Genomic DNA, 21,223 nt, shown 5'->3' on the forward strand with positions numbered 1-21,223 from the left:
CCTTGTTCGCCGTTGTCCGCCGCCTTCGAGGCCGGAAGATGGCAAATCGAAGACAGCCTCTGATCGTTACGCGTCGCACTGGCGCTTGGCAACGTGGCCAAACTGCAACACTCTCGGCTAGCCTAACGACGCGCATAGCCGCCTCTTAGAAGAGGCCGAACCAGAGCCCCGCGAGCAGGAGAAAGGCAAAGAATCCAACGACATCGGTGATCGTCATCACGAAAGTCGAGGACGCCACGGCAGGGTCGATCTTGGCCTTGTTGAAGGCGATCGGAATGAGCACGCCGGCACTGCCCGCGAACAGAAAATTTACCACGATCGCCAGAGCGATCACCACGCCGAGGCTCGGATTGGCGAAGCGGACCGCCGTAATGATGCCGATTAGCACCGCGAAGATCAGCCCGTTGATCAACCCCACCACGATTTCGCGCGTGATCAGGCGCCGGAGCTTGAAGCTGTCGAGCTCGCGCATGGCGAGCGCGCGCACCGTGATCGTCATGGTCTGCGTGCCGGCATTCCCGCCCATCGCCGCCACGATCGGCATCAGCACGGCAAGCGCCACCATCTGCTCGATGGTCGCGTCGAAAAAGCCGATGACGACCGATGCCAGTGTCGCGGTGATCATATTGATGAAGAGCCATGTCGCGCGGCTGCGCACGGCTCCGGTCACCTTGTCCGATATCTCCTCGTCACCGACGCCCGCCATCCGGCGAATGTCCTCGCTCGCCTCTTCCTGAATCACATCGACGATGTCGTCGATGGTGAGCACGCCGACTAGGCGCTTGTTGGCGTCCACCACAGGCACTTCGACGAGGTCATACCGCTCGAAGTCGCGGGCCGCTTCTTCCTGGTCCTCCTCTGCCGAGACCTGGATGAAATTGGTATTCATCAGCGTCTCGACGCGAACGGTGCGCTGGCTTCTGAGCAATTTGTCTAGCGGAAGGATGCCCAGAACCGTGTAGCTCGGATCCACCACATAGATCTGGTAGAACTCGTCGGGCAGGTCCTTTTCGGAGCGCAGATAGTCGATCGTCTGCCCCACCGTCCAGAACGGGGGGATTGCGATAAAATCGGTCTGCATCCGGCGACCGGCAGATTCCTCTGGAAAGTCGAGGCTTCTCTTGAGCGACAGCCGCTCGAATGCCGGCATTTGAGCGAGAATTTCCTCGCGATCGGCGCCTTCGATATCTTCCAGAATATAGACGGCGTCGTCGCTATCGAGCCCGGACACGCCCCGGGCAATCTCTGCGTTCGAGAGATTGTCCATCACTTCGTCGCGGACGGTCTCGTCGACTTCGGTGAGCGCGGAAAAGTCGAACCGCTCGCCCAGGAGCGCGATCAGCCGGAGCCGATCTTCCTTGTCGAGCGCTTCGAGCACGTCGCCCATGTCGGAGGCGTGCAGCGGCTCGACCAATTCGGCGATCGTTTCCGTTTCGGCCGCGGCGATCAGCATCCGCAGGCGCTCGACCCAGAGCGGGTTCAGATGATCCTCTGCGTCGCGAAGGACGCCCGGATCGTTGCGGTGGGCTTCCTCGGAAGCCTCGAAATCGTCCTGGCTCATGAGGTCGGGCCCTTCGCGTTTGGGTACGGTCGCAGGTGTAGCCAAATGGTCTGTAATACGCCAGACTTGGTGTCTGCCTGTGGCCAGTTTTTGTCTAGCGGAGGACGCGCCATGGTCGATACGCTCGAAGATGCCTTTTCGAGGCTGATCCGTCTCATCGGGGCCCTGGAACTGCCCGAGGTCGACCTGGGCACCAGCCATGGCACGCCGGCGCTCATTGTTGCAGGCAAGACCTTTGCCCGCGTCAGCGACCCCGAGACGCTGGTGCTGAAATGCCCGATCGAGCAGAAGGAGCTGCTGCTCGAGATCGATCCCGACATTTACTTCCAGACCGACCATCACGTCGGCTGGCCGACCCTCCTCATCCGGCTGCCGGCCATCAGCGATGAGGAACTGTCACTTCGCCTGGCCGATGGCTGGCGCTTCATGGCGCCCGATGATCTTGCACCACCATCTAAGGTTCCCTCGCCAGATGAATCTGCCTAAGCTGTCGCTTGCGGGGCGCGGATCGGACGGGGGACCACATCATAGGCGGTTTTGCTCGCAGCACGCTATTGCTCTGCGCCTTCATCTCGCTTTCGGCCTGCTATCCGAGCGACACGATCCTGCTCGGACAGACGAACAGCTTTGCCGTCGTCGGTGTCGATGACGGAACCTATTGCCATGTCGAGGCCGCCTCCGAGCCGCCGGCGATTGGTGGAACCCTCGTGCTGAGCAATGCCTTGGGGGTCAACCAGTGCCGCGAACTGTCATGGGATGAGGAGCAAAGCGCTTATCTCGACACACGCTCGCCAATGGCGGTCATCCGTACCACTACGTTCGACGGCGGACCTCTCGACCTCGTCCAGTATCAGACCAGTGCTGGCGGCCTCGCCCGCTACCTGCCCATGGCCGCCGTAGACGGCTTGCTCGTCCTCTACGATGGCAAAGGGCAGTGGCCGAGCGAAGCTGTCGCGGCAATGGGCCTCGAGGTGACGGACGCCCTGGGCCTCAGTGGTGCCAGCGACGCGCAGCTTCGCGCGTTGCTGCTTGAAATGTGGCCTCGCCTGCTGGACCGCTTCCGCAGCGAAATCGCTTATGTGGAGGACGCGAGCGGAGCACGCCTCGTGTTCCGGTCAGCCGATATCGTCTCCGACTATCTCGTCCACGTACGCGAGGACTGGCTTGACGACGCGCCTCGCCTGAAGGCCGCGATGCTGGCCCTCTCGCACAGGCTCGGCCTCAGCCGCAACGCGCTGCCCTGGGATGCGCAGGATTAATTTGAGCGCCAACCCTACTGCGCAGCCTGCATCGGCGCGTGCTGCGACCCGGCAGTGACGTCTACCCTGTTGGCAGGCGCGGCACTTGCCGCCACGCGCGCAGACATATCCAGGCCCACGAGGTTCGACAGCACCGGCATACGCACGGTGGCGCTCGCCGGCGCCGGCGATCCGATGGGGCGAATGCGCGGAAGGACCGGTCCATCGCGAAGGCTGCTCGGCATCGGCGGCTGAACGCTGCGCGCCAGCGATGATTCCCGGGCACTTTCCCAGACCAGCCGATAGGCGCCCTCCTCGTCAGGCACCATCACCTCGCTCGATCGACCGGTGTGCGACAGGAACTTCGCCAGATCGATCGCTTCGCGGCGCGCTGCTTCCCTATTCGCGAAGGGGCCGAACGCACGCCCCTCGAGGTCTATCCACCATTGCCCCCGGCTCTGCAGGACGATGTAAAGTGCTTTGGCCACGCCGCGCTCCCCCGATTGCGCCGGTTCGATTTTCGCGGCCGAAGTCGAATCAAAGCCGCACCTTGAAAATAACATGGCTGAAACGGGGCACGGGATCACAATCAGCGCTTTACGCGTGTATTCGCCGTCGCCTCGAGATCACGTTGCTCCCCCCACGGGTGGAACATCGGGAAGCAGTTCATCGGGCATGTCGTCGAAGGAGGCGTAGTTCATGGAATAGAGCCGAGCATAAAGGCCCCGCTGTGCCATCAACGCGTCGTGGTTGCCGTTTTCGACGACTTCGCCGTTTTGCAGCACGATGATCCGGTCCGCGCCGCGGATCGTCGCCAGCCGGTGCGCAATGACGAGGCCTGTGCGCCCTTCGAGCAGCCGCAGCAGCGCCTTCTGAATCTGCATCTCGGTATAGCTGTCGATATTGGCCGTCGCTTCATCAAGGACGAGAATCTTGGCGTCCGCAACCAGCGCCCGGGCAAAGCTGATCAACTGGCGCTGCCCCAACGACAAATTGCCGCCGCGCTGCTCGAGTTCGGTCTCGTAGCCCTTGGGCAATGCCGTGATGAACTCATGCGCGCCCACCGCCCGCGCCGCATCCATCACTTCTGCAAGGCTGGCCTCCTGCTTGTGATAGCGGATGTTTTCAAGCACGGTGCCGGTGAACAGGAAGGGCTCCTGCAGCACCATGGCAACCTGCCGTCCGAGGGAGTCCTGTGTCAGGTCCCGGACGTCGTGCCCTCCGACGGTGACCCTGCCCTCCCACACATCGTAGAACCGGTGCACCAGAGCCATCGCGCTCGTCTTGCCGGAGCCGGTCGGCCCCACCAGTGCAACCGTCTCCCCCGGTTTGACCGAGAAACTCACCCCCTTTAGCACCGGCTGGCCCTTGCGATAGCCGAAGGTGACATTCTCGAAGCGCACCGACCCATCCATGTCGTCAGGCAGCACCATCGCGCCGGGCCGATCCTCGATATCGACGGGGACGTCGAGCACCTCGGTGATCCGCTGCCCGGACGCCATGGCACGCTGCATCACTGAATACTGCATGGTGAGCGAGCGGATCGGATCGAAGAAACGCTGGATGTAGAACAGGAAGGCGACCATCACCCCGATCTCGAGCGACTGGTTCAGCACCATCGAGCCCCCCACGACGATCACGACCGCCATCGCCATGCCCGTCAGCGTATCGACGATCGGCACCATGACCTGCGCATATTTCGCAGCGAGCAGATGTGCGCGCAGATTGGCTCTCGCCTTGTCATCGTAGAGTTCGAAATTGACTTTCTGCCGCCCCATCGCCTGCACCGCGCGCACGCCATGGATGCCCTCGGCAAGCGCCCCGTTCGTCGTCGAGTTCGCCTGGTGGGCGGCCATGAAGGCGAGCTTGGCGCGCGGCAGCCAGACGATACGCACGATGAAGAGAATGGGCATCACCGACAGCGTCAGCAGGCCGAGCCGGAAATCGAGCCACAGCATGACCCCGACAATGCCGAAGAGCAGCACGATGTCCCCGACCGAAAGCACCGAGGTCTCGAGAAATTCCTGCATGGAATTGACGTCGCCCTGCAGTCGCGACATCAGGCGCCCCACTTCCGTGCGGTCCATGAAGGACAGCGAGACCTTCTGCAGATGCGCGAACATCGCCCGCCGCATGTCGAAGAGGACGTCTTCGGCAAGGCGGCCGACGACCGTCTCCTGAACATAGCTTGCCCCGAAATTGACCACGATCACCACGCCGAAGGCGACCAGCGCGGAGACGAGACCTGAGCGATCGAGGCCGCCTGCGACGATGCCATTATCGATCGCACGGCCGATGATCAGCGGGATCAGCAACTGGCTGCCGGTGAAGGCGAGTACGGCCAGCACTGCGATGACTACGCGTGCCCTATAGGGAGAAACGAAGGCCCAGATCCGCGAGATGATGCGGCCATCGAAGGCACGCCCGAACATCTCCTCTTCTTTCTCGAGGTGCGATCCGACCACCGCTTTCGGCGGCCGCCCCGTGCCCCGGCCCTCGTCCCTCTCGGCCTCGGCCATGTCGGCTATCTCGGCCATCAGCGCCCCTCCCCGACATCGGCAAGCACATCGTCGCCGGGGCGGACCTGCAATTCGTAAAGCGCCCGATAGCGCCCGTTGAGCGCCAGCAGCTCGGCATGCGTTCCCTCTTCGACCACCCGGCCCGCCTCGAGGAAAAGGATCTTGTCCGCATGCATCAGGGAACTCAGCCGATGCGAGATGATGAGGGTCACCCGGTCGCGCGCAAAGCGCTTCAGGGCGCTTCGGATGCGCTGCTCGGTCCCCGCATCGATCGCCGCGGTGGAATCGTCGAACACCATCACCGCCGGCTTCAGCATCAGCGCCCGCGCAATCGAAAGTCGCTGGCGCTGCCCGCCCGAAAGCGAGACGCCACGTTCGCCCACGATCGTGTCATAGCCCATTGGCAGACCGAGGACGTAATTGTGCAGCTGCGCGAACTCGCTGGCGCGCTCGATCCGCGTCTCCTTGGCCCAGGGATCGGCATAGGCGATGTTGTTCTCGATCGTCGTGGTGAACAGGAATGAATCCTGCTGCACCACCGCCACTGCCCGGCGCAGGGAATCGAGCGTCACCTGCGCGATGTCCTGCCCGTCGATCAGGATCCTCCCACCGCTCAGGTCGTAGAACCGTGGAATGAGATGGGCGAGCGTCGTCTTCCCGCTGCCGGGCGCTCCCACAATACCGATCGTCTCGCCGCGCCGTGCCGAGAAGCTGACGCCGCCGATGGCCTCCTGTCCGCCCCCGCCCGGATAGGCGAACCTCACATCTTCGAAGGTGAGCACGCCCTCGGTCACGACGAGGTCCTCGGCTCCGGGCGCGTCCCGTACCGCAAGCTCTAGATCGAGCAGCGCGAAGAGCCGCGAACCGCAGGTCGAGGCTCTCGCGAACGAATTCACCATGAGCCCAAGCTGGCGCACGGGCATCTGCAATATCGTCATGAAGGTCAGGAAGCTCGCCAGCGTGCCGACGCTCATCTCACCATCGATCACCTTGTTTCCGCCAACCCACAGGACGAGCCCCATGGCCGCGAAGAAGGAAAAGGTCATGGTGCTCGTGTTGCGCACGCGGATCCCGACACGCTCATGAGCCAGCTCCAGCGCGCTTCGCGACGCCCGGTCGAACTTGCTCAATTCATACAACTGCGCAGCGAACGCCCGGACCACGCGGATACCGCCCAGATTTTCTTCCATAACCCGCGTGAGGATGGACAGCCGCTCCTGGAGCGTCAGCCATGTCGCCCGGAGGCGCAATTGCGTGACCGACGAACGCCACGCAACGAACGGCACGAAGCTCAGCGCCAGAAGTCCGGGCACCAAATCCGTCGAGATCAGCATGTAGGCGCCGACACCGATCAGCACCGCCAGCAGCAGCATGCGGATGAGCCCGGTCGAAAAGAACATCCGGACCCCTTCGAGATCCAGCATGCCCAGCGTGATGAGATCACCGGTGTGGACCCGGTCGTGGAACGAGAAGCTCAATCGCTGCAGCTTCTCGTAGACGGCGAGGCGCAGAGCATAGCCCACCGTGTGGCCGACGGCCTCGGCGAAGTAGTTCTGCAGCATGGTCGCCAGCCCGCGCCCGATGCTCACCAGGAGCAGGATGATCGCCGTGGTCCAGAGCGTGGCCTCTGCCTGTTCGGCGGCGATCCCGCCACCAACTATGCCCTGCGCCTGGTCGACCGCCTCGCCCAGCAGGCGGGGAATCCAGAGCTGCAGCCCGGCCGCGAGGAACGTTGCGATCACCGCGATCGCGACCTGCACAGGGTGCCGCAGCGTCATCCGCGTGATGCGCAGGAGCGTGCCCACCCCCTGCCCCCAATGGGCGGAGTTTGCGCGCGCGACCGCATCGTTCGCACGCGCTGTTTCTGTAGCCGCTTCGGTCGTCACGGAATGTCCAGACAGGTAGAGGCACCACGACCGGCGGCGAGGCGCGCGGGGTGACATGCCTTTTGTAGAAAGGAGTTCGAGTCGCAGGTTAATGCGCTTTTATGTCGCGCTTCAAGCATGTTAGGTCATGATGTGATCGCGCAGCGACAAAGGAGGGGCGTCATGCCTGAAATTCTCATTACCGGCGGCGCCGGCATGATCGGGCGCAAGCTTGCCGCTCATTTCGATACGCTCGGCTGGCCGGTTCGACGGCTCGACATCCGCAATGGCGGAGACGATTCGGTCGAGATCGCAGATTTCGCGGATTGGGACGGCGGCTGGGTGGATCGCTTCGCCGGGGTGGACACAGTGGTGCATCTGGCGGCCAACCCGGATCCGGAAGCCAGCTGGTCCTCGATCGAGCGCGACAATATCGACCTGACGCTCAACGTCTACGAGGCGGCGGTCCGTCATAAGGTGCGCCGGCTGATCTTCGCCAGCTCAAACTGGACCATGGCCGGCCATCGCTTCGAGAGCGGGCCACTCTCCCCGACCGGCGAAGTCTCGCCCGTAAACGCTTACGGTGTGTCGAAATGGATCGGCGAGCGGCTGGGGAAGAACTATGCCGAAAAGCATGATCTCTCGGTGGTGTGCTTCCGGATCGGCTATTGCCAGCACGAGGAGCCCAACGCCCCCGGCCCGCATATGGGTTGGGGCATATGGGGCCAGCAGATGTGGCTTTCCTATCGCGATCTCCTGCAGGCCTACGAGAAGGCCGTGACAGCACCCGACTCGCTGAAATTTACCGTCCTAAATCTGATGTCGGACAATGAGGGGATGCGTTGGGCGCTCGGACCCACTCGCGACGCCATCGGCTATGTGCCCCAAGACAGCGCCACTCCGGTCGAGACCGAAGAAATGGCCCGCTACCGCGATGCCCTCGCCGGCGAGGAAGCCCAGCGCCGCGCCATCTACAAGCGCACCTTCGGCATCTAGCCGCGCCAGCGGCGGCGGTTCAAGAACCGCCGCCAGCCCCCATTTAGGTCAATGGAAAAGCCACTCAGGGCCGATTCAATTCCTGCATTCATGAAATCGTCATAAACGAAAAAAGCGCCCGGGTAAGGGCGCTTTTTCAGCTCTCAATGAAGAGAGATTGGTGCGGTCGAGAAGACTCGAACTTCCACGTCTTGCGACACAGCGACCTCAACGCTGCGCGTCTACCAATTCCGCCACGACCGCACTCTTGGTAGAGCTTCACCGTGTCCGACGAAGCGAGTGTGCGTGTAGCAAATCATTTTCGCGGGCTCAAGCGATATAATCGCATTTCCGCAAAACCGATTACCGCGCCGCCTCAAACCGTGCGCAGCAGCTTCTCGGTGACCGCCACCCCAAGCTGCCCGTGCTCGACACGAACCTCGCCATGGGCCACCAGCGTCTTGTTGGCGAAGATGCGCAGCGGATCGCCCTGCGTGGTATCGAGTTCGATCACGGCACCGCGGCCCATGCGCAGCAGATGATGGATCGGCAGGCTCGCCGCACCGAGCTCGACTGTGATGTCGACTTCAATCTCGTTTAGAGAGTTCATAGATATGTCCCGAGCGCTCCACCGGGCTGGCGGAGCTGGAGACAGAATTGGTTAAGCATGCTTACTGAACCGTTAACGGGCGAACCGCGGAAGCAGGCCGGGCAATCGCAGGCCCTTCTGCGCGCCGACGGTCGCGCCGCCGAGTGGATGATTTCAACCGATCTCGTGCCCTATCCGGATGCCCTTGAAGCCATGAAGGCACGTGCGAGCGCGATTGCGGCCGGCGAGGCCGGCGAGCTTGTCTGGCTTCTGGAGCACCCGCCGCTCTATACCCGCGGCACGTCGGCCATATCCGGCGATCTTCTCGCACCCAACCGCTTTCCGGTTTACGAGGCCGGTCGGGGCGGCGAGTTCACCTATCATGGGCCGGGGCAGCGGGTGGTCTACGCCATGCTGGACCTGCGCGAGCGCGGGCGTGACGTTCGGGCCTACGTCCAGACGCTCGAGGCCTGGCTCATCGACACGCTGGCCCAATTCAATGTCTTTGCGGAGACGCGACAGGGGCGGATCGGCGTCTGGGTGCCCGATTCGTCGCGCCTGGGTGGCGAAAGCAAGATCGCGGCGATCGGGGTGCGCATATCGCGCTGGGTCAGCTTTCATGGCGTCGCGCTCAACGTTTCACCCGAGTTGGACCACTTCTCCGGCATCGTGCCCTGCGGGATCAGCGACCGGGGCGTAACCAGCCTCGAGGCTTTGGGACACATTGTTTCGCTTGCCGAAGTCGACAGCGTCCTCAAGGCCAGCTTCGAGCGCCATTTCGGCCCGGTTGCCCCGAGCGCAGGTCGGTCCCTTCCGTGACCCGCGCCCGGTGGACAGCGGGCCCCGGTTGCGACAGTTTGGCAAAGCCCGATTCCGACCCCCGCGGCTGAGGACCTCATCATGACGATCAACGACCTGCGCAAGCTCTTTACCGGCACGACCCTGTTCAGGCTCGACATCCGCATCGCGCGTCGGCTCATGCCCATTCTCTACGCCCTCGGTCTCGCAGGCTTGCTGCTCTGGGCGGTGCGCCACTTCTTTTCGAGCTTTGCCCTGGGGTTCGACGACGGGCTCTGGGGGATCCTCGAAATCGCGGTGTTCGGCCTGCTCGGCGTCGTCGCCCTCCGAGTCGCCTGCGAGGCGCTGCTCATCTATTTCCGCGGACATGAAGAGCCCGTCGAGGATCCGCTGCGGGGTCGCGTCCCCACGAGCCTCCTCGAAGAAGTGCGCGAAGCCATTCGTGATCTCGCCGATGAGGAGGAGGATGAGGAAGACGGGTATTTCGTGCCCAGTTCCACCCCCTCGCCCACCATGCCTCCCCCGCCGCCAGCCGCAGCAATGCCGCCGGCACGCCCGGTGACGCCGACTGCCCCGGCAACACCCATCCCACCGGCGCCGCCTGCGGCAAAACCTGCCCCGGTCGCCGCACCCGAACCGACCCCGAGAAAGACGCCCATCCGGCGCACCGCCAAGCGCACGCCCAAGCCGAAATCCGGCACTTCGGGCGAAAGCTGATCCCATGTTTGGCGCAACCCTGCCATACGGCGGGCTCACGGCGCTTTTCATTGCTTTTTGCGCGCGTTCAGCTATGACCGCGGCACAATGACCCAAGCACCGAAAATCGGCCTTGTCAGCCTCGGCTGTCCCAAGGCGCTCGTCGATTCCGAACGCATTCTCACCACGCTGCGCGCGCAAGGCTATTCCTTCTCGCGCGACTATGAGGGAGCGGACATGGTGATCGTCAACACCTGCGGCTTTCTCGACAGCGCCAAGGCCGAAAGCCTCGAGGCCATCGGCGAAGCGCTGAACGAGAACGGCCGGGTCATCGTTACCGGCTGCCTCGGCGTCGAGGAGAGCCTGATCCGCGAGACGCATCCGAGCGTCCTCGCCGTCACCGGCCCCCACCAGTACGAGGCCGTGGTCGAAGCGGTGCATTCGCACCTTCCGCCCGTGCCCAACAAGTTCGTAGATCTCGTCCCCGAACAAGGCCTGCGCCTCACGCCGCGCCACTATGCCTATCTGAAGATTTCCGAGGGCTGCAACAATCGCTGCTCGTTCTGCATCATCCCGCAAATCCGCGGCGATCTCGCCTCGCGTCCGGCAGCAAGCGTACTCTACGAGGCCGAGCGGCTCGTCAAGAACGGCGTCAAGGAGATCCTCGTAATCTCCCAGGACACGAGCGCCTATGGCGTCGACCTGAAATACGCGACTTCGCCCTATCACGGACGCCAGGTCTCGGCGCGCTTCGTTGACCTTGCGCGTGAGCTCGGCGAACTCGATGCCTGGATCCGCCTCCACTACGTGTATCCCTACCCGCATGTGGACGCGGTGATCCCGCTGATGGCAGAGGGCAAGGTCCTGCCCTATCTGGACATCCCGTTCCAGCATGCCTCCCCGCAGGTCCTCAAGTCGATGCGGCGCCCGGCCAACCAGGTCAAGACGCTCGACCGGATCAAGGCCTGGCGGGACATCTGCCCCGACCTAACCATCCGCTCCAACTTCATCGTTGGCTTCCCCGGCGAGACGGAGGAGGATTTCGAGTTCCTCCTCGATTGGATCGAAGAGGCCGAGATCGATCGGGCGGGATGCTTTGAATACGAGCCCGTTACCGGTGCACCCGCCAACGACATCGGCAATGAAGTCCCCGCGGAAGTGAAACGCGAGCGCTTCGAGCGCCTGATGGAGGTGGCGCAGGACGTATCGGTTGCCCAACTCGCCAAGAAGGTTGGGCGGACGATCGAAGTGCTGGTCGACGACGTCCGTCCAGAAGAGAACCGTGCCATCGCCCGCTCGAAATGGGATGCCCCGGAGATCGACGGCACCGTCATCATCGATGATGCAGCCGGCATCAAGGTCGGCGACAAGCTCGACGTCACGGTCACCGCTTCCGATGAATACGATCTGTTTGCGGTGCCGGCGACACGTTAGGACCCGCCGATGATGGTGCACGGCGCGCACAGACTTGACCTGCCCGGTGGCGATCACCTCGAACTGGGCCGGCGCGCGCTGGTGATGGGAATATTGAACGTCACCCCGGACAGTTTCTCCGATGGCGGCAGTCATGACGATGCTGCCCGCGCCGTGGCCCATGCGCGCCTGCTTATTGGCGAAGGCGCCGATCTCATCGATGTCGGCGGCGAGAGTACGAGGCCTGGTGCCGAGCCCGTCGGGGTACAGGCTGAACTCGATCGGGTCATGCCCGTTCTCGACGCCCTTGCTGCCGATGGCATCGCCGCACCCGTTTCGATCGACACCTACAAGGCTCTCGTCGCAGACCAGGCCGTTCAGGCGGGGGCACGTATCATCAATGATGTCCGGGGCCTACAGCGCGAACCCGAGATCGCCGATGTCGCCGCCCTTCACGGCGTCCCGGTCATCATCATGCATTGGGACGAAGCCAGGGACCGCGACCGGGACCTCGTTTCGGAGATGATTCGATTTCTCGAACAATCGCTGCAGATCGCTGAACGCGCAGGACTTTCCCGGCAGAGAGTGATCATCGATCCCGGCTTCGGCTTTGCCAAGACGCTCGATGAGAACTACGCTTTGCTGCGCCGGCTCGGTGAACTTCATGTCCTTGGCTGCCCCCTGCTCGTCGGCACGTCGCGCAAGTCGATGATCGGCCGCCTGCTGGACAAGACTGCCGGGGAGCGGCTTCCGGGCACCATCGCCACATCGGTTCTTGCCTATTGTGCCGGCGCGCATATCTTCCGCGTTCATGACGTGGGGGCAAATCGCGACGCGCTCCGCGTGAGCGAGGCGACCTTATACGGCCCACCAGCCGGGAGCTGACATGACCGAGACCTATTCGGGCGACCGCATCATTCTGCGCGACCTGGGCTTTTACGGCTATCACGGGCTGATGAGCGAAGAGAATCGGCTCGGCCAGCGTTTCTTCATCGATCTCACCTGCGGGGTCGATCTCTCCGCCCCCGGACGGACAGACCTCGTCGGCGAGACGATTTCCTATGCCGAGATCTACGAGGTGGTACAGCGGGCCTTCGAAAAGCGCTGCAAGCTGATCGAGGCGGTGGGCGAAAACATCGCTGACGCGGTATTCACCCGCTTTCGCGCGATCGAATGGATCATCGTTCGCGTCCGCAAGCCCGAAGCGCCGATCGCCATGGTCATGGGCGAAGCGGCCATCGAACTCCACCGCCATCGGTCCACGCGCTGATGGCTCGGGCCTGGCTCGGGCTCGGCGCCAATCTCGGCGAACCCACTGCGCAACTCGAGCAGGCAGTCCTCCTTCTTGCCGGTTCGCCAGGGCTGCAGATTGTCAAACGCTCAAGCATCATCGAGAGCGCGCCATGGGGCGTGACGGACCAGAATCCATTCAGGAACATGGTGTTGGAGGTAGAAACCGAATCGACGCCTGAAGGGCTCCTCGCCCTCTGCCTCGGCATCGAGCAAGAGATGGGCCGCGTCCGGACCATGCACTGGGGTCCGCGCCTCATCGACATCGACGTCATCGCCTATGAGCGTATTGAGTTGAAAAGCCCGACGCTCACCCTGCCCCATCCCTATGCCCACGAACGCGATTTCGTGCTCGGACCCCTCCGCGAGATCGCGCCGGACATGGCCGACTGGATCGTCGGCAGAGCGACCGCCTAGTCGGCCCGCAGCATGTCGAGCACGGCAATTGCCGCATCGAACTCGCGGCGGCGCTCCGCCCGCTTTGCGGTCGCTTCTTCCACCTCGCCCCAGAGACGCGCCTGGTAGTCCTCGTCCACATGGGCCGCCTGCCAGACGTGGTCGGCCGTGAAGAGCCTGTGCCAGAGGCCGATGGCGAGCAGCCCCGACCCGGTCAGCCCGGTGATCGAAACGAGGGCCGTGAGCACGAGCAGCCCCTCGCCTTCGATGGCCTCGCGCAAATGGGTCAGCGTCGCAGCCGGTTGCGGCTGATGGACGATGCCGATCGTCGGCTGGAAGCTGATCGAGAAGTGCCGGGCGAGCTTGACCAGCGCCGCGTCCCAGATCGCTTCCTGGTCTGCCACCAGTTCTCGCGGGCTGTCGGCGCGATAGAGCAGCAGGTCATTGCCGGCATAGCGGATGATCTCGTCGCGGAAAGCCGGGATCATGGCTTCCCCGCTCTCCATTGCCGAGTTGACGAGCCGGACCACCGGCATGGTCCTGGGGTCGATGCGCTCCCCCTGAGCGCCCCACTCCTCGGCCATCAGCGTTGCAATGCCGGCCGCGGGCACGATCACCGGCACCTTGCCGGGAGTGCGCGTCGCCTTGCCATCCAGCGTCACGACGAACCCGCCCTCGACGACGCCCACGCCGCTTGCCTTGTAGAATCGCTTCGGCAGCTCGGGGGTCACGTGCTTCTGGGCGCGGGAATATCCATCGTCACGTGGCGTGCCCGCGTCGTCGAGCAGATTGCCCATCTCAACCCTCCAGTTGCAGCAGCGCTGCGTCGAGGTCCTCGAAACTCTCGATCAGGACATCGGCTCCCGCCTGCTCGAGTTCATGACGCTCGTGATACCCCCAGCCAACTCCAATCGCCTTGGCTCCGGCCGATTTTGCGAGCTGCATGTCAAAAACCGTATCCCCAATCATCACCGTGTCCTCGGGGGCCACGCCGGTTTCGGCCATCGCACGAAGGAGCATGCCGGGATGCGGCTTCGAGGGGTTGTGGTCGGGGGTTTGCAAAGTCACGAAATGGTCCCGGAGCCCGTGCAGAGCGAGGATGCGCTCGAGCCCGGCCAGCGCCTTGCCCGTGGCGACGCCGAGCAGGGTCTCCTCGAGCAGCCGAAGCCGGTCCAACGCTTCTCGCGTGCCCGGAAAGAGCGGCTCGCGGTCATTCGCGATCGCCACTGCCGCGCGGTAATGACCCTTGTAGGCCTCGACCAGGGCCGCAACCAGCACCTGGTCTTCAGAGCGGGCGAGTTCGGCAATCGCGACCGGGAGGGAAAGGCCGATGATCCGGCGGACTTCCGACGGTGTCGGCGCCACCAGCCCGGCGCCCGTGAACGCCGAGGCCATGTGCTCGGCAATCAGCGTGTGCGTGTCGATCAGCGTGCCATCGACGTCGAATACGATCAGCTTCATGCCTCTTCGGGGTCCTCGTCCTGAGCGTCGTAGCGTTCCGCGTCGAAGCCGAGTGCTTCGAAAGTCTGCGCGATATGGGGTGGCAGCGGAGCGGAGACGTCGAGCCGGCCACCCGAACGGAGGGGCAGGCTGATCCGCCGCGCGTGCAAGTGCAGCCCCTCTCCCAGCCCCTCTGCAGGTTCCCAGTTCTCGATGTTGAAATAGCGTGGATCGCCGATGATCGGCGTTCCCAGTTGCGCCATGTGGACGCGCAACTGGTGGGTCCGCCCGGTCACAGGCTTCAGCGTCACCCAGGCGAACCGCCGGCTCGCTATGTCGGTCACCGAATAATAGCTCATCGAATGCACCGCATCGGGAGCGCCGTTCTCGACGACCACCATCTGTTCGCCATCGCGCGTCGGCTGCTTGGCAAGGAAGCACGAGATCCGGCCCTGCTTGGGTTGCGGATTGCCTGCGACCACCGCCCAGTAGATCTTGCGCGCCGATCGGGAGCGAAACACCTCTCCGAAATGGCTGGCCGCCTGCCGCGTCTTTGCAACGACGAGGCAGCCCGACGTGTCACGGTCGAGCCGATGCACCAGCCGAGGCGTTTCGCCCTTCTTGTTGGGCAGGCTCTTGAGCAGACCGTCCATGTGCCGCGTCGTTCCCGATCCGCCCTGCGAAGCAAGGCCATGGGGCTTGTTGAAGACGTAGAGGTCGTCGTCTTCGTAAAGAATGATCGAGCGCAGGAAGGATGCGTCCGCCGGCATGGGCTTGGGCGCATCGGGGCGCTCGGGCACGTCCTCGCGCGGTGGAACGCGCACCACCTGACCCGATTCCAGGCGGGTATTGGTCTTCACCCGGCCGCTGTCGACGCGCACCTGACCGGTGCGGATCAGTTTCTGCAGGCGCCCGAAGCCGATGTCGGGAAAGTGCGTCGCGAACCAGCGGTCGAGCCGCATGCCGTCCTCGTCCCGCGCGACGACCTGCTGGCGCACCCCGCTCATCGAGCCCCTCCCCGGGGCCTTGTCCCGCGCACACAAAATTCTCGGTTCGCTCGCACCATCGTCAACTCCGCGGGCCCTCAGCCCTGATCTTCGGCCTTCTTTGACCGCAGACGAGAAAAATAGTCGAGCCGTTTCTTGATTTCCCGCTCGAACCCGCGCTCCACCGGCGCGTAGAAATCCTGCCGACCGATCGCTTCGGGAAAATATTGCTGCCCCGAGAACCCCTCGGGCGTATCGTGGTCGTAAACATAGCCCTCGCCATAGCCCTCGGACTTCATCAGTTTCGTGGGCGCGTTGAGGATCACCATTGGGGGTGTGGGCGAGCCCGTCTTCTTGGCAACCGCCATCGCGGCCTTGAAGGCCGTGTAGACCGCGTTCGATTTCGGCGCGGAGGCGAGATAGACCACGGCCTGCGCCAGCGCCAGTTCACCCTCGGGGGACCCCAGCATCTGGTAGGCATCCCGCGCGGCGACGGCCTGCGGCAGCGCCGCAGGATCGGCAAGCCCGATATCCTCGACCGCCATCCGGATGAGGCGACGCGCCAGGTAGAGCGGATCCTCGCCCGCGTCGATCATGCGCGCAAAATAGTAGAGCGCAGCATCGGGGTCCGATCCCCGGATCGTCTTGTGGAGCGCCGAAATCAGATTGTAGTGCCCATCCTGCGCCTTGTCGTAGATCGGTGCCCGCCGCTGCACCACGGTCAGGAGGCCCGCCGGATCCAGCACTTCGTCGGGGCGTGCTGCCGCCATCACCTCTTCGATCAGCCCGAGCATTGCGCGCCCATCGCCATCGGCGAGCCCGTAAAGCGCTTCCCGCGCCTCCGCAGCGAGTGGCAGGGGACGGCCGAGCATGGCCTCGGCGCGCCCGGCAAGCGCCTGGAGATCATCGCGTGAAAGCGGCTGGAAACGCAGGACCTGTGCGCGCGAGAGAAGCGCGGCGTTGAGCTCGAAAGAAGGGTTCTCGGTGGTGGCCCCCACCAGCACGACCGTGCCGTCCTCCATCACCGGGAGGAACCCGTCCTGCTGCGCCCGGTTGAACCGGTGGATCTCATCCACGAACAGCAGCGTCCGCTTGCCGGACTGCCGGGTGAAGCGCGCCTTCTCGAAAACCTTCTTGAGATCGGCGACGCCCGAAAAGACCGCCGAGATCTGCTCGAAGCTGTAGCCGATCTGGCTGGCCAGAAGCCGCGCCACGGTCGTCTTGCCCGTTCCCGGCGGTCCCCAGAGGATGAGCGAACCGAGCCGCCCCGCCGCGATCATCCTGCGCAGCGTGCCATCGGGCCCAAGCAGATGGGTCTGCCCGATGACATCATCGAGCGCTTCGGGCCGCAGCCGGTCGGCCAGGGGCCGGCCCGCATCATCGGCCGCGTCCTCGGGATCGGCAGGTGCATCGCTGGAAAATAGGTCGGCCATCAGCCGGACACCGTCGAGCGCACGAGCCGGCCATTGCGGCGCAGCACGATCTGCCAGCGATCGGGGCGCTGCGAGGCCAGCATGCGGAAGGTTTCGGCATCTGCGGTTTCCACCGCGTTGAGCGCGACGATCACGTCGTCCGGCCGCAGACCGAGCGCCGCCGCAGGCGAGCCCGCCACGACATCCAGCACCAGCATGCCGCGCGCGTCATAGGGTAGCCCCTTCTGCTGGGCGAGCGCCGGGCCCAGCGCCTGCGCCCGAACGCCAGCAAAGCGGGTATTGCCATCGATCTCGGCGATCTCGTCCTCATCGGGTGCCGGTGGCGCCTCGACCGACAGATTCGCGGCGATCGTCGTGCCGTTGCGCAAAATCCCGATCTCCGCGGTCGATCCCAGTGGCTTGGTCGCGAGCCGAAAGTTGAGCGCACTCGGATCGTCGATGCTGATGCCGTCGATCGACAGGACGACGTCCCCGGCCCGGAGCCCCGCGCGCTCGGCCGGTCCTTCCGGCGCCACCGCAGTCACGATCGCCCCATAGGCGGCGCCCATCCCGATGCTGTTCGCGATGTCGGCGTTGACTGCCTGCGTCATCGCACCGAGCCACGGGCGCACTATGCCGCCGCCGGCCATCGCCGCATCGGCGACCACCTGCGCCATTGATGAGGGTATGGCAAAGCCGATGCCGACCGATCCGCCGCTGGAGGAATAGATGGCAGTGTTGATCCCCACGACGCGCCCCTCGAGATCGACGAGCGCGCCGCCCGAATTCCCCGGATTGATGGCCGCATCGGTCTGGATGAAGAATTCATAGTCGCTGGCTTCGACGCCCGTGCGAGCGAGTGCCGAGACGATTCCGCTCGTCACCGTCTGCCCCACCCCGAAGGGATTGCCGATGGCGAGAACGAGGTCGCCCACTTCGAGCGCATCGGAATTGGCGAAGTCGAGCGCGGGCAGCTGCTCATCGCCCAGCTCTCGCACCTGCAACACCGCAAGATCGGTCTGGGGATCATCGAGCACGAGGTCGACGTGAAGCTCCCGCCGGTCCGACAGCGCGATCCGGATATCGGTCGCGCCGCTCACCACATGGCTGTTGGTGAGGATGAGCCCGCTCGGGTCGACGATGACGCCGGAACCGAGCGACCGCGACTCGCGGGGGCGGCTCTCGGAAAATGGTGACCGCCCGCCGAAGAAGCGCTGAAAGAAGGGATCATTCTCAAACGGCGAGCGGGCCCGCTGCTGGATGCGGGTCGCATAAACGTTCACCACCGCGGGCGCCACCATCCGGACGACAGGGGCAAAGCTCAGCTGCATCTCCCCTTCCGACCGCGGCACCACGCGCTCTACAGGGGCCGGCACCGACACCTGGGCCTGCGGCGCGGGAGGTGGAGCGGCGTCCTGCTGCGCCGATATTGCCGCGATACCGCCGAGCACGACGACCAGTACGCCACCGGCGATCAGGACGGGAAGTCGGATGGACATGGCAAGGCTCCGGTTGCTTGGGGCAGCACCGCGGGGCCGCCCCGGCCAATTGTCGTTTCCGCCGCGAATCTGTCGCCATTAAGGTGTCGCGGGAAGCCGCTTGGATACGCCGCGGATTGTGCATTGCCCAGAGGGGCAATGCTTCCTATATGCAGCCAACTCCACTCCTTTTGAAGGGCAGGTCCCCAATGACGTCCGAGCCGGCCACCACCTATCCCAGCACCCTGGCGCTGATCGCGGCCGAGGCTCCGGATTATCCCAGCTTCCTGTTTTCCGAGCGCGAGCTGATCAAGGCGCGCAAGGTCTTCAAGAAGGGCTTTGACGGCCTCCTGACCTATGCGGTCAAGGCCAACCCCTCCCCACACATCATCGAGGTGCTGCACCGCGAGGGGATGAAGGCGTTCGACGTCGCCTCGAACAGCGAGATGGCGCTCATCCAGAAGCATGCGCCCGGCGCAGCCATGCACTACAACAACCCGATCAAGAGCCGCCGCGAGATCGAGCGGGCTTATGAAGAGTTCGGCGTCCGCTCCTTCACCATCGACCATATCGCGCAGCTCGATCAGCTCGCCGCGATCATCTCGCCGAGCCGCGATGTCGAGGTCACCACGCGCTTCAAAGCCGGCAAGGCGCTGAAATCCTATGATTTCGGCACCAAGTTCGGCGTTCTCGAAGCCGGCGCAGTCGAGATCGCGGCCATGGTGGAACAGATGGGCTATTCGCCCAGCCTCTGCTTCCACGTTGGCTCGCAGTGCGAGGATTCCTACGCCTACGAGCGCCACATCGCGGCGGCAGCGCGTATCGCCACCGAAGCGGGCATCGAGCTCAAGCGCCTCAATATCGGCGGCGGTTTCCCCGCTCCCTACCCGACGAGCTCGGCGCCCCCGATGGATGTCTATTTCGACACTATCCGACAGGCGGTCGAAGACAACTTCGCCGGATCCGCTCCTGAACTCATCATCGAGCCGGGCCGCGCGCTCGTCACGCCCTCGACCTCGCTGCTCCTGCGCGTCAAGCATCAGCGCGGCGGTCTCTCGGTCTATCTCAACGACGGGGCGTATGGTGCGTTGATGGAAGTGAAGTTCATGGACTTTACCCCGCCCGTCCGCGTCTGGCGCGGTGCGCGGCTCCACGACAATGACGGCCAGTCCAGTGGCTTCACCATCTTCGGCCCGACCTGCGACAGCTATGACGTCCTGCCCCAGACGTTCGAGCTTCCCGCGGACATCGACGAGGACGATTGGATCGAGTTCGGCCTGATGGGCGCCTATACCCAGGCGTCCCTCACCCCGTTCAACGGCTTCGATCGGCGCGAGCAGTACTGGGTCGACGACATCTACACCGGCCGCGACCAGCGGCCGGAGTAACCACGACCTTCGGGGGGCGGCGTTGCCGCCTCCCTATGCTGCCGCTTTCTTGCCCTGCGGCGCCTTCAGCAGCCCGAGCCGGATCGCGCTTTCGGCGGCCCCCAGCACCGCGTCCTCTGCACTCCTGAACGGGCGCCCCAGCAGCGCTTCGCCCTTCGCCCCGTCGAAGTGCTTCTCATTGCCGATGTCGTTGATGATCTGGCGCACCGGACCGCCCATATAGGCGAGCGCCCGCATGATCCAGTCCGGCACGATCTTCTGGGTGATCGTTCGATCTGGGTAAGCGGCGCGCAGGATGTCCGCAATCTCGCGAAACCACAGATAGCGCCCGGTGGCGAGGTATCGCTCCCCGGCCGCCTCGGGCCTTTCGAGAGCCGCGACGTGAAGATCGGCGACGTCCCGCACATCGCTCACCGAGAACCCGATATTGGGCATGGCCGGCGTCGTCCCATCGAGCAGGCCCGTCACGGCGCCTAGCGAGATCGACGCATCTGCATCGAGCGCGGGTCCGAGGATCATCCCCGGATGGATCGTCGTCAGCGCCATGCCGTGCTCTCGCGCAAAGGCCCAGGCAGCCTGCTCGGCCCGCGTCTTGCCGATGCAATAGGCCCAGGTCCAGCGCATCCCTGCAAGATTGGTGAAATCCTCCTCGGTATAGGTTCGGCGACCCGATACCTGACCGTGCCCATAGCCGACCGTCGCGATCGAAGAGGTGATGATCACGCGGTTGACGCCCGCCTCATGAGCAAAACGCATGACCCGCGCCGTACCCTCCATCGCGGGTCGCACGACGATCTGGGGATCCTTCGGCTCATCGCCCCTGATGACCGTTGCCACGTGCATGACGGACGAGACGCCGGACATGGCTTCTGCCCAACCGGCGTCATCGAGAAGGTCGAGCACCACGAAATCGAGCCGGTCGACTGCTTCTGCGCCAACCTCCTGCCGGACCGCCGCGCGGACCATCTCCGCCTTGCCGGCATCGCGCACCGAGCCACGAACGGCATACCCTGCCCTCAGCAGGGAAATCACGGTCCACTTGCCGACGAACCCGGTTGCGCCGGTGACCAGCACCAAGCCTTTGCCATCCATAGCCCACGCTCCTCCACCCGGCTGACCCACCCAGTCAAGCATTTCGGAGCCCAAACGAAAAGGGCGGCGCCGACCTGCGTCGGCACC

The 21,223-nt window shown here is 64.2% G+C and carries 21 protein-coding genes and 1 tRNA gene; 10 read left to right on the forward strand and 12 right to left on the reverse strand.

The genetic code is table 11. From position 1 onward, the window contains the following. Positions 1–145 precede the first annotated feature (145 nt). Entirely contained in the window at positions 146–1,561 is a 1,416-nt protein-coding gene (gene mgtE, locus EMQ25_RS07465) for a magnesium transporter (RefSeq protein WP_127187915.1), read from the reverse strand. Positions 1,562–1,672: 111 nt separating this feature from the next. Between mgtE and EMQ25_RS07470 the strand changes: the two genes are divergently transcribed. Then, a complete protein-coding gene (locus EMQ25_RS07470; protein WP_127187916.1) occupies positions 1,673–2,047 on the forward strand; it encodes an MmcQ/YjbR family DNA-binding protein in 375 nt (124 codons plus the stop codon). A 68-nt stretch (positions 2,048–2,115) separates the two neighbouring features. Then, positions 2,116–2,820, forward strand: coding sequence for a hypothetical protein (locus EMQ25_RS07475; RefSeq protein WP_127187917.1), 705 nt, complete (start codon positions 2,116–2,118; stop codon positions 2,818–2,820). A 14-nt stretch (positions 2,821–2,834) separates the two neighbouring features. On the opposite strand, the gene EMQ25_RS07480 is transcribed toward EMQ25_RS07475, so the two are convergent. The 3 genes from EMQ25_RS07480 to EMQ25_RS07490 all read right to left on the reverse strand — a co-directional run bounded on the left by EMQ25_RS07480 (position 2,835) and on the right by EMQ25_RS07490 (position 7,261). Next, entirely contained in the window at positions 2,835–3,287 is a 453-nt protein-coding gene (locus EMQ25_RS07480) for a hypothetical protein (RefSeq protein WP_127187918.1), read from the reverse strand. 138 nt (positions 3,288–3,425) lie between these two features. Then, positions 3,426–5,336 carry an ABC transporter ATP-binding protein gene (locus tag EMQ25_RS07485; protein ID WP_244606516.1) on the reverse strand — a complete coding sequence of 637 codons (1,911 nt, stop codon included), beginning with the start codon at positions 5,334–5,336 and terminating at the stop codon, positions 3,426–3,428. Further along, on the reverse strand, positions 5,336–7,261 hold the full coding sequence (locus tag EMQ25_RS07490) for an ABC transporter transmembrane domain-containing protein (protein WP_192895641.1): 1,926 nt from the start codon (positions 7,259–7,261) through the stop codon (positions 5,336–5,338). The genes EMQ25_RS07485 and EMQ25_RS07490 overlap by 1 nt, the downstream gene beginning before the upstream one ends. A 105-nt stretch (positions 7,262–7,366) precedes the next feature. On the opposite strand from EMQ25_RS07490, the gene EMQ25_RS07495 reads away from it, so the two are divergent. After that, positions 7,367–8,179 (forward strand): NAD-dependent epimerase/dehydratase family protein, encoded by an 813-nt coding sequence (locus EMQ25_RS07495; RefSeq protein WP_158625996.1) that lies wholly within the window; start codon positions 7,367–7,369, stop codon positions 8,177–8,179. A 158-nt stretch (positions 8,180–8,337) separates the two neighbouring features. Here EMQ25_RS07495 and EMQ25_RS07500 read toward each other — a convergent pair. Beyond that, a tRNA-Leu gene (locus tag EMQ25_RS07500) sits at positions 8,338–8,422 on the reverse strand. A 112-nt stretch (positions 8,423–8,534) separates the two neighbouring features. Next, positions 8,535–8,768 (reverse strand): FliM/FliN family flagellar motor switch protein, encoded by a 234-nt coding sequence (locus EMQ25_RS07505; protein ID WP_127187921.1) that lies wholly within the window; start codon positions 8,766–8,768, stop codon positions 8,535–8,537. Positions 8,769–8,825: 57 nt separating this feature from the next. Between EMQ25_RS07505 and lipB the strand changes: the two genes are divergently transcribed. The 6 genes from lipB (at position 8,826) to folK (ending at position 13,361) form a co-directional block, all read left to right on the forward strand. Then, positions 8,826–9,566 carry a lipoyl(octanoyl) transferase LipB gene (gene lipB / locus EMQ25_RS07510; RefSeq protein ID WP_127187922.1) on the forward strand — a complete coding sequence of 247 codons (741 nt, stop codon included), beginning with the start codon at positions 8,826–8,828 and terminating at the stop codon, positions 9,564–9,566. An 81-nt stretch (positions 9,567–9,647) separates the two neighbouring features. Further along, positions 9,648–10,262 carry a DUF4282 domain-containing protein gene (locus EMQ25_RS07515; RefSeq protein ID WP_127187923.1) on the forward strand — a complete coding sequence of 205 codons (615 nt, stop codon included), beginning with the start codon at positions 9,648–9,650 and terminating at the stop codon, positions 10,260–10,262. An 87-nt stretch (positions 10,263–10,349) separates the two neighbouring features. Beyond that, complete coding sequence (gene rimO, locus EMQ25_RS07520; RefSeq protein ID WP_127187924.1) at positions 10,350–11,675, forward strand: 30S ribosomal protein S12 methylthiotransferase RimO; 1,326 nt, start codon at positions 10,350–10,352, stop codon at positions 11,673–11,675. A gap of 9 nt (positions 11,676–11,684) precedes the next feature. Next, positions 11,685–12,539, forward strand: coding sequence for a dihydropteroate synthase (folP, locus tag EMQ25_RS07525; protein ID WP_342210639.1), 855 nt, complete (start codon positions 11,685–11,687; stop codon positions 12,537–12,539). 1 nt (position 12,540) lies between these two features. Continuing rightward, positions 12,541–12,924, forward strand: a complete 384-nt coding sequence (gene folB, locus EMQ25_RS07530; RefSeq protein ID WP_127187925.1) for a dihydroneopterin aldolase — start codon at positions 12,541–12,543, stop codon at positions 12,922–12,924. Next, complete coding sequence (folK, locus tag EMQ25_RS07535) at positions 12,924–13,361, forward strand: 2-amino-4-hydroxy-6-hydroxymethyldihydropteridine diphosphokinase (protein WP_127187926.1); 438 nt, start codon at positions 12,924–12,926, stop codon at positions 13,359–13,361. Before folB ends, folK begins: the two co-directional genes overlap by 1 nt. On the opposite strand, the gene EMQ25_RS07540 is transcribed toward folK, so the two are convergent. The 5 genes from EMQ25_RS07540 to EMQ25_RS07560 form a co-directional block, all read right to left on the reverse strand. Beyond that, a complete protein-coding gene (locus EMQ25_RS07540) occupies positions 13,358–14,137 on the reverse strand; it encodes an ATP12 family chaperone protein (RefSeq protein WP_127187927.1) in 780 nt (259 codons plus the stop codon). The genes folK and EMQ25_RS07540 overlap by 4 nt on opposite strands. Position 14,138: 1 nt before the next feature. After that, entirely contained in the window at positions 14,139–14,801 is a 663-nt protein-coding gene (locus EMQ25_RS07545; protein ID WP_127187928.1) for an HAD-IA family hydrolase, read from the reverse strand. Beyond that, entirely contained in the window at positions 14,798–15,787 is a 990-nt protein-coding gene (locus tag EMQ25_RS07550; RefSeq protein WP_127187929.1) for an RluA family pseudouridine synthase, read from the reverse strand. The genes EMQ25_RS07545 and EMQ25_RS07550 overlap by 4 nt, the downstream gene beginning before the upstream one ends. A gap of 77 nt (positions 15,788–15,864) precedes the next feature. Continuing rightward, entirely contained in the window at positions 15,865–17,199 is a 1,335-nt protein-coding gene (locus tag EMQ25_RS07555) for a replication-associated recombination protein A (RefSeq protein WP_127187930.1), read from the reverse strand. Continuing rightward, positions 17,199–18,677: a Do family serine endopeptidase gene (locus EMQ25_RS07560; protein ID WP_127187931.1), complete on the reverse strand. Its 1,479-nt coding sequence runs from the start codon at positions 18,675–18,677 to the stop codon at positions 17,199–17,201. The genes EMQ25_RS07555 and EMQ25_RS07560 overlap by 1 nt, the downstream gene beginning before the upstream one ends. 188 nt (positions 18,678–18,865) lie before the next feature. On the opposite strand from EMQ25_RS07560, the gene EMQ25_RS07565 reads away from it, so the two are divergent. Further along, complete coding sequence (locus EMQ25_RS07565; RefSeq protein ID WP_158625997.1) at positions 18,866–20,044, forward strand: type III PLP-dependent enzyme domain-containing protein; 1,179 nt, start codon at positions 18,866–18,868, stop codon at positions 20,042–20,044. A gap of 33 nt (positions 20,045–20,077) precedes the next feature. Here the strand turns inward: EMQ25_RS07565 and EMQ25_RS07570 are convergent, their stop codons facing one another. Then, on the reverse strand, positions 20,078–21,136 hold the full coding sequence (locus EMQ25_RS07570; RefSeq protein ID WP_158625998.1) for an NAD-dependent epimerase/dehydratase family protein: 1,059 nt from the start codon (positions 21,134–21,136) through the stop codon (positions 20,078–20,080). Positions 21,137–21,223 lie beyond the last annotated feature (87 nt).

Source organism: Arsenicitalea aurantiaca (assembly GCF_003994485.1).
Lineage (GTDB): Bacteria > Pseudomonadota > Alphaproteobacteria > Rhizobiales > Devosiaceae > Arsenicitalea > Arsenicitalea aurantiaca.

What these genes read in the sequence shown, in the direction of transcription:
- mgtE (WP_127187915.1), bottom strand. Translation starts at nt 1,561, where the DNA reads ATGAGCCAGGACGATTTCGAGGCTTCCGAGGAAGCCCACCGCAACGAT.
- EMQ25_RS07470 (WP_127187916.1), top strand. Translation starts at nt 1,673, where the DNA reads ATGGTCGATACGCTCGAAGATGCCTTTTCGAGGCTGATCCGTCTCATC.
- EMQ25_RS07485 (WP_244606516.1), bottom strand. Translation starts at nt 5,336, where the DNA reads ATGGCCGAGATAGCCGACATGGCCGAGGCCGAGAGGGACGAGGGCCGG.
- EMQ25_RS07490 (WP_192895641.1), bottom strand. Translation starts at nt 7,261, where the DNA reads ATGTCACCCCGCGCGCCTCGCCGCCGGTCGTGGTGCCTCTACCTGTCT.
- EMQ25_RS07495 (WP_158625996.1), top strand. Translation starts at nt 7,367, where the DNA reads ATGCCTGAAATTCTCATTACCGGCGGCGCCGGCATGATCGGGCGCAAG.
- EMQ25_RS07505 (WP_127187921.1), bottom strand. Translation starts at nt 8,768, where the DNA reads ATGAACTCTCTAAACGAGATTGAAGTCGACATCACAGTCGAGCTCGGT.
- lipB (WP_127187922.1), top strand. Translation starts at nt 8,826, where the DNA reads ATGCTTACTGAACCGTTAACGGGCGAACCGCGGAAGCAGGCCGGGCAA.
- EMQ25_RS07515 (WP_127187923.1), top strand. Translation starts at nt 9,648, where the DNA reads ATGACGATCAACGACCTGCGCAAGCTCTTTACCGGCACGACCCTGTTC.
- rimO (WP_127187924.1), top strand. Translation starts at nt 10,350, where the DNA reads ATGACCCAAGCACCGAAAATCGGCCTTGTCAGCCTCGGCTGTCCCAAG.
- folP (WP_342210639.1), top strand. Translation starts at nt 11,685, where the DNA reads ATGATGGTGCACGGCGCGCACAGACTTGACCTGCCCGGTGGCGATCAC.
- folB (WP_127187925.1), top strand. Translation starts at nt 12,541, where the DNA reads ATGACCGAGACCTATTCGGGCGACCGCATCATTCTGCGCGACCTGGGC.
- folK (WP_127187926.1), top strand. Translation starts at nt 12,924, where the DNA reads ATGGCTCGGGCCTGGCTCGGGCTCGGCGCCAATCTCGGCGAACCCACT.
- EMQ25_RS07540 (WP_127187927.1), bottom strand. Translation starts at nt 14,137, where the DNA reads ATGGGCAATCTGCTCGACGACGCGGGCACGCCACGTGACGATGGATAT.
- EMQ25_RS07545 (WP_127187928.1), bottom strand. Translation starts at nt 14,801, where the DNA reads ATGAAGCTGATCGTATTCGACGTCGATGGCACGCTGATCGACACGCAC.
- EMQ25_RS07550 (WP_127187929.1), bottom strand. Translation starts at nt 15,787, where the DNA reads ATGAGCGGGGTGCGCCAGCAGGTCGTCGCGCGGGACGAGGACGGCATG.
- EMQ25_RS07555 (WP_127187930.1), bottom strand. Translation starts at nt 17,199, where the DNA reads ATGGCCGACCTATTTTCCAGCGATGCACCTGCCGATCCCGAGGACGCG.
- EMQ25_RS07560 (WP_127187931.1), bottom strand. Translation starts at nt 18,677, where the DNA reads ATGTCCATCCGACTTCCCGTCCTGATCGCCGGTGGCGTACTGGTCGTC.
- EMQ25_RS07565 (WP_158625997.1), top strand. Translation starts at nt 18,866, where the DNA reads ATGACGTCCGAGCCGGCCACCACCTATCCCAGCACCCTGGCGCTGATC.
- EMQ25_RS07570 (WP_158625998.1), bottom strand. Translation starts at nt 21,136, where the DNA reads ATGGATGGCAAAGGCTTGGTGCTGGTCACCGGCGCAACCGGGTTCGTC.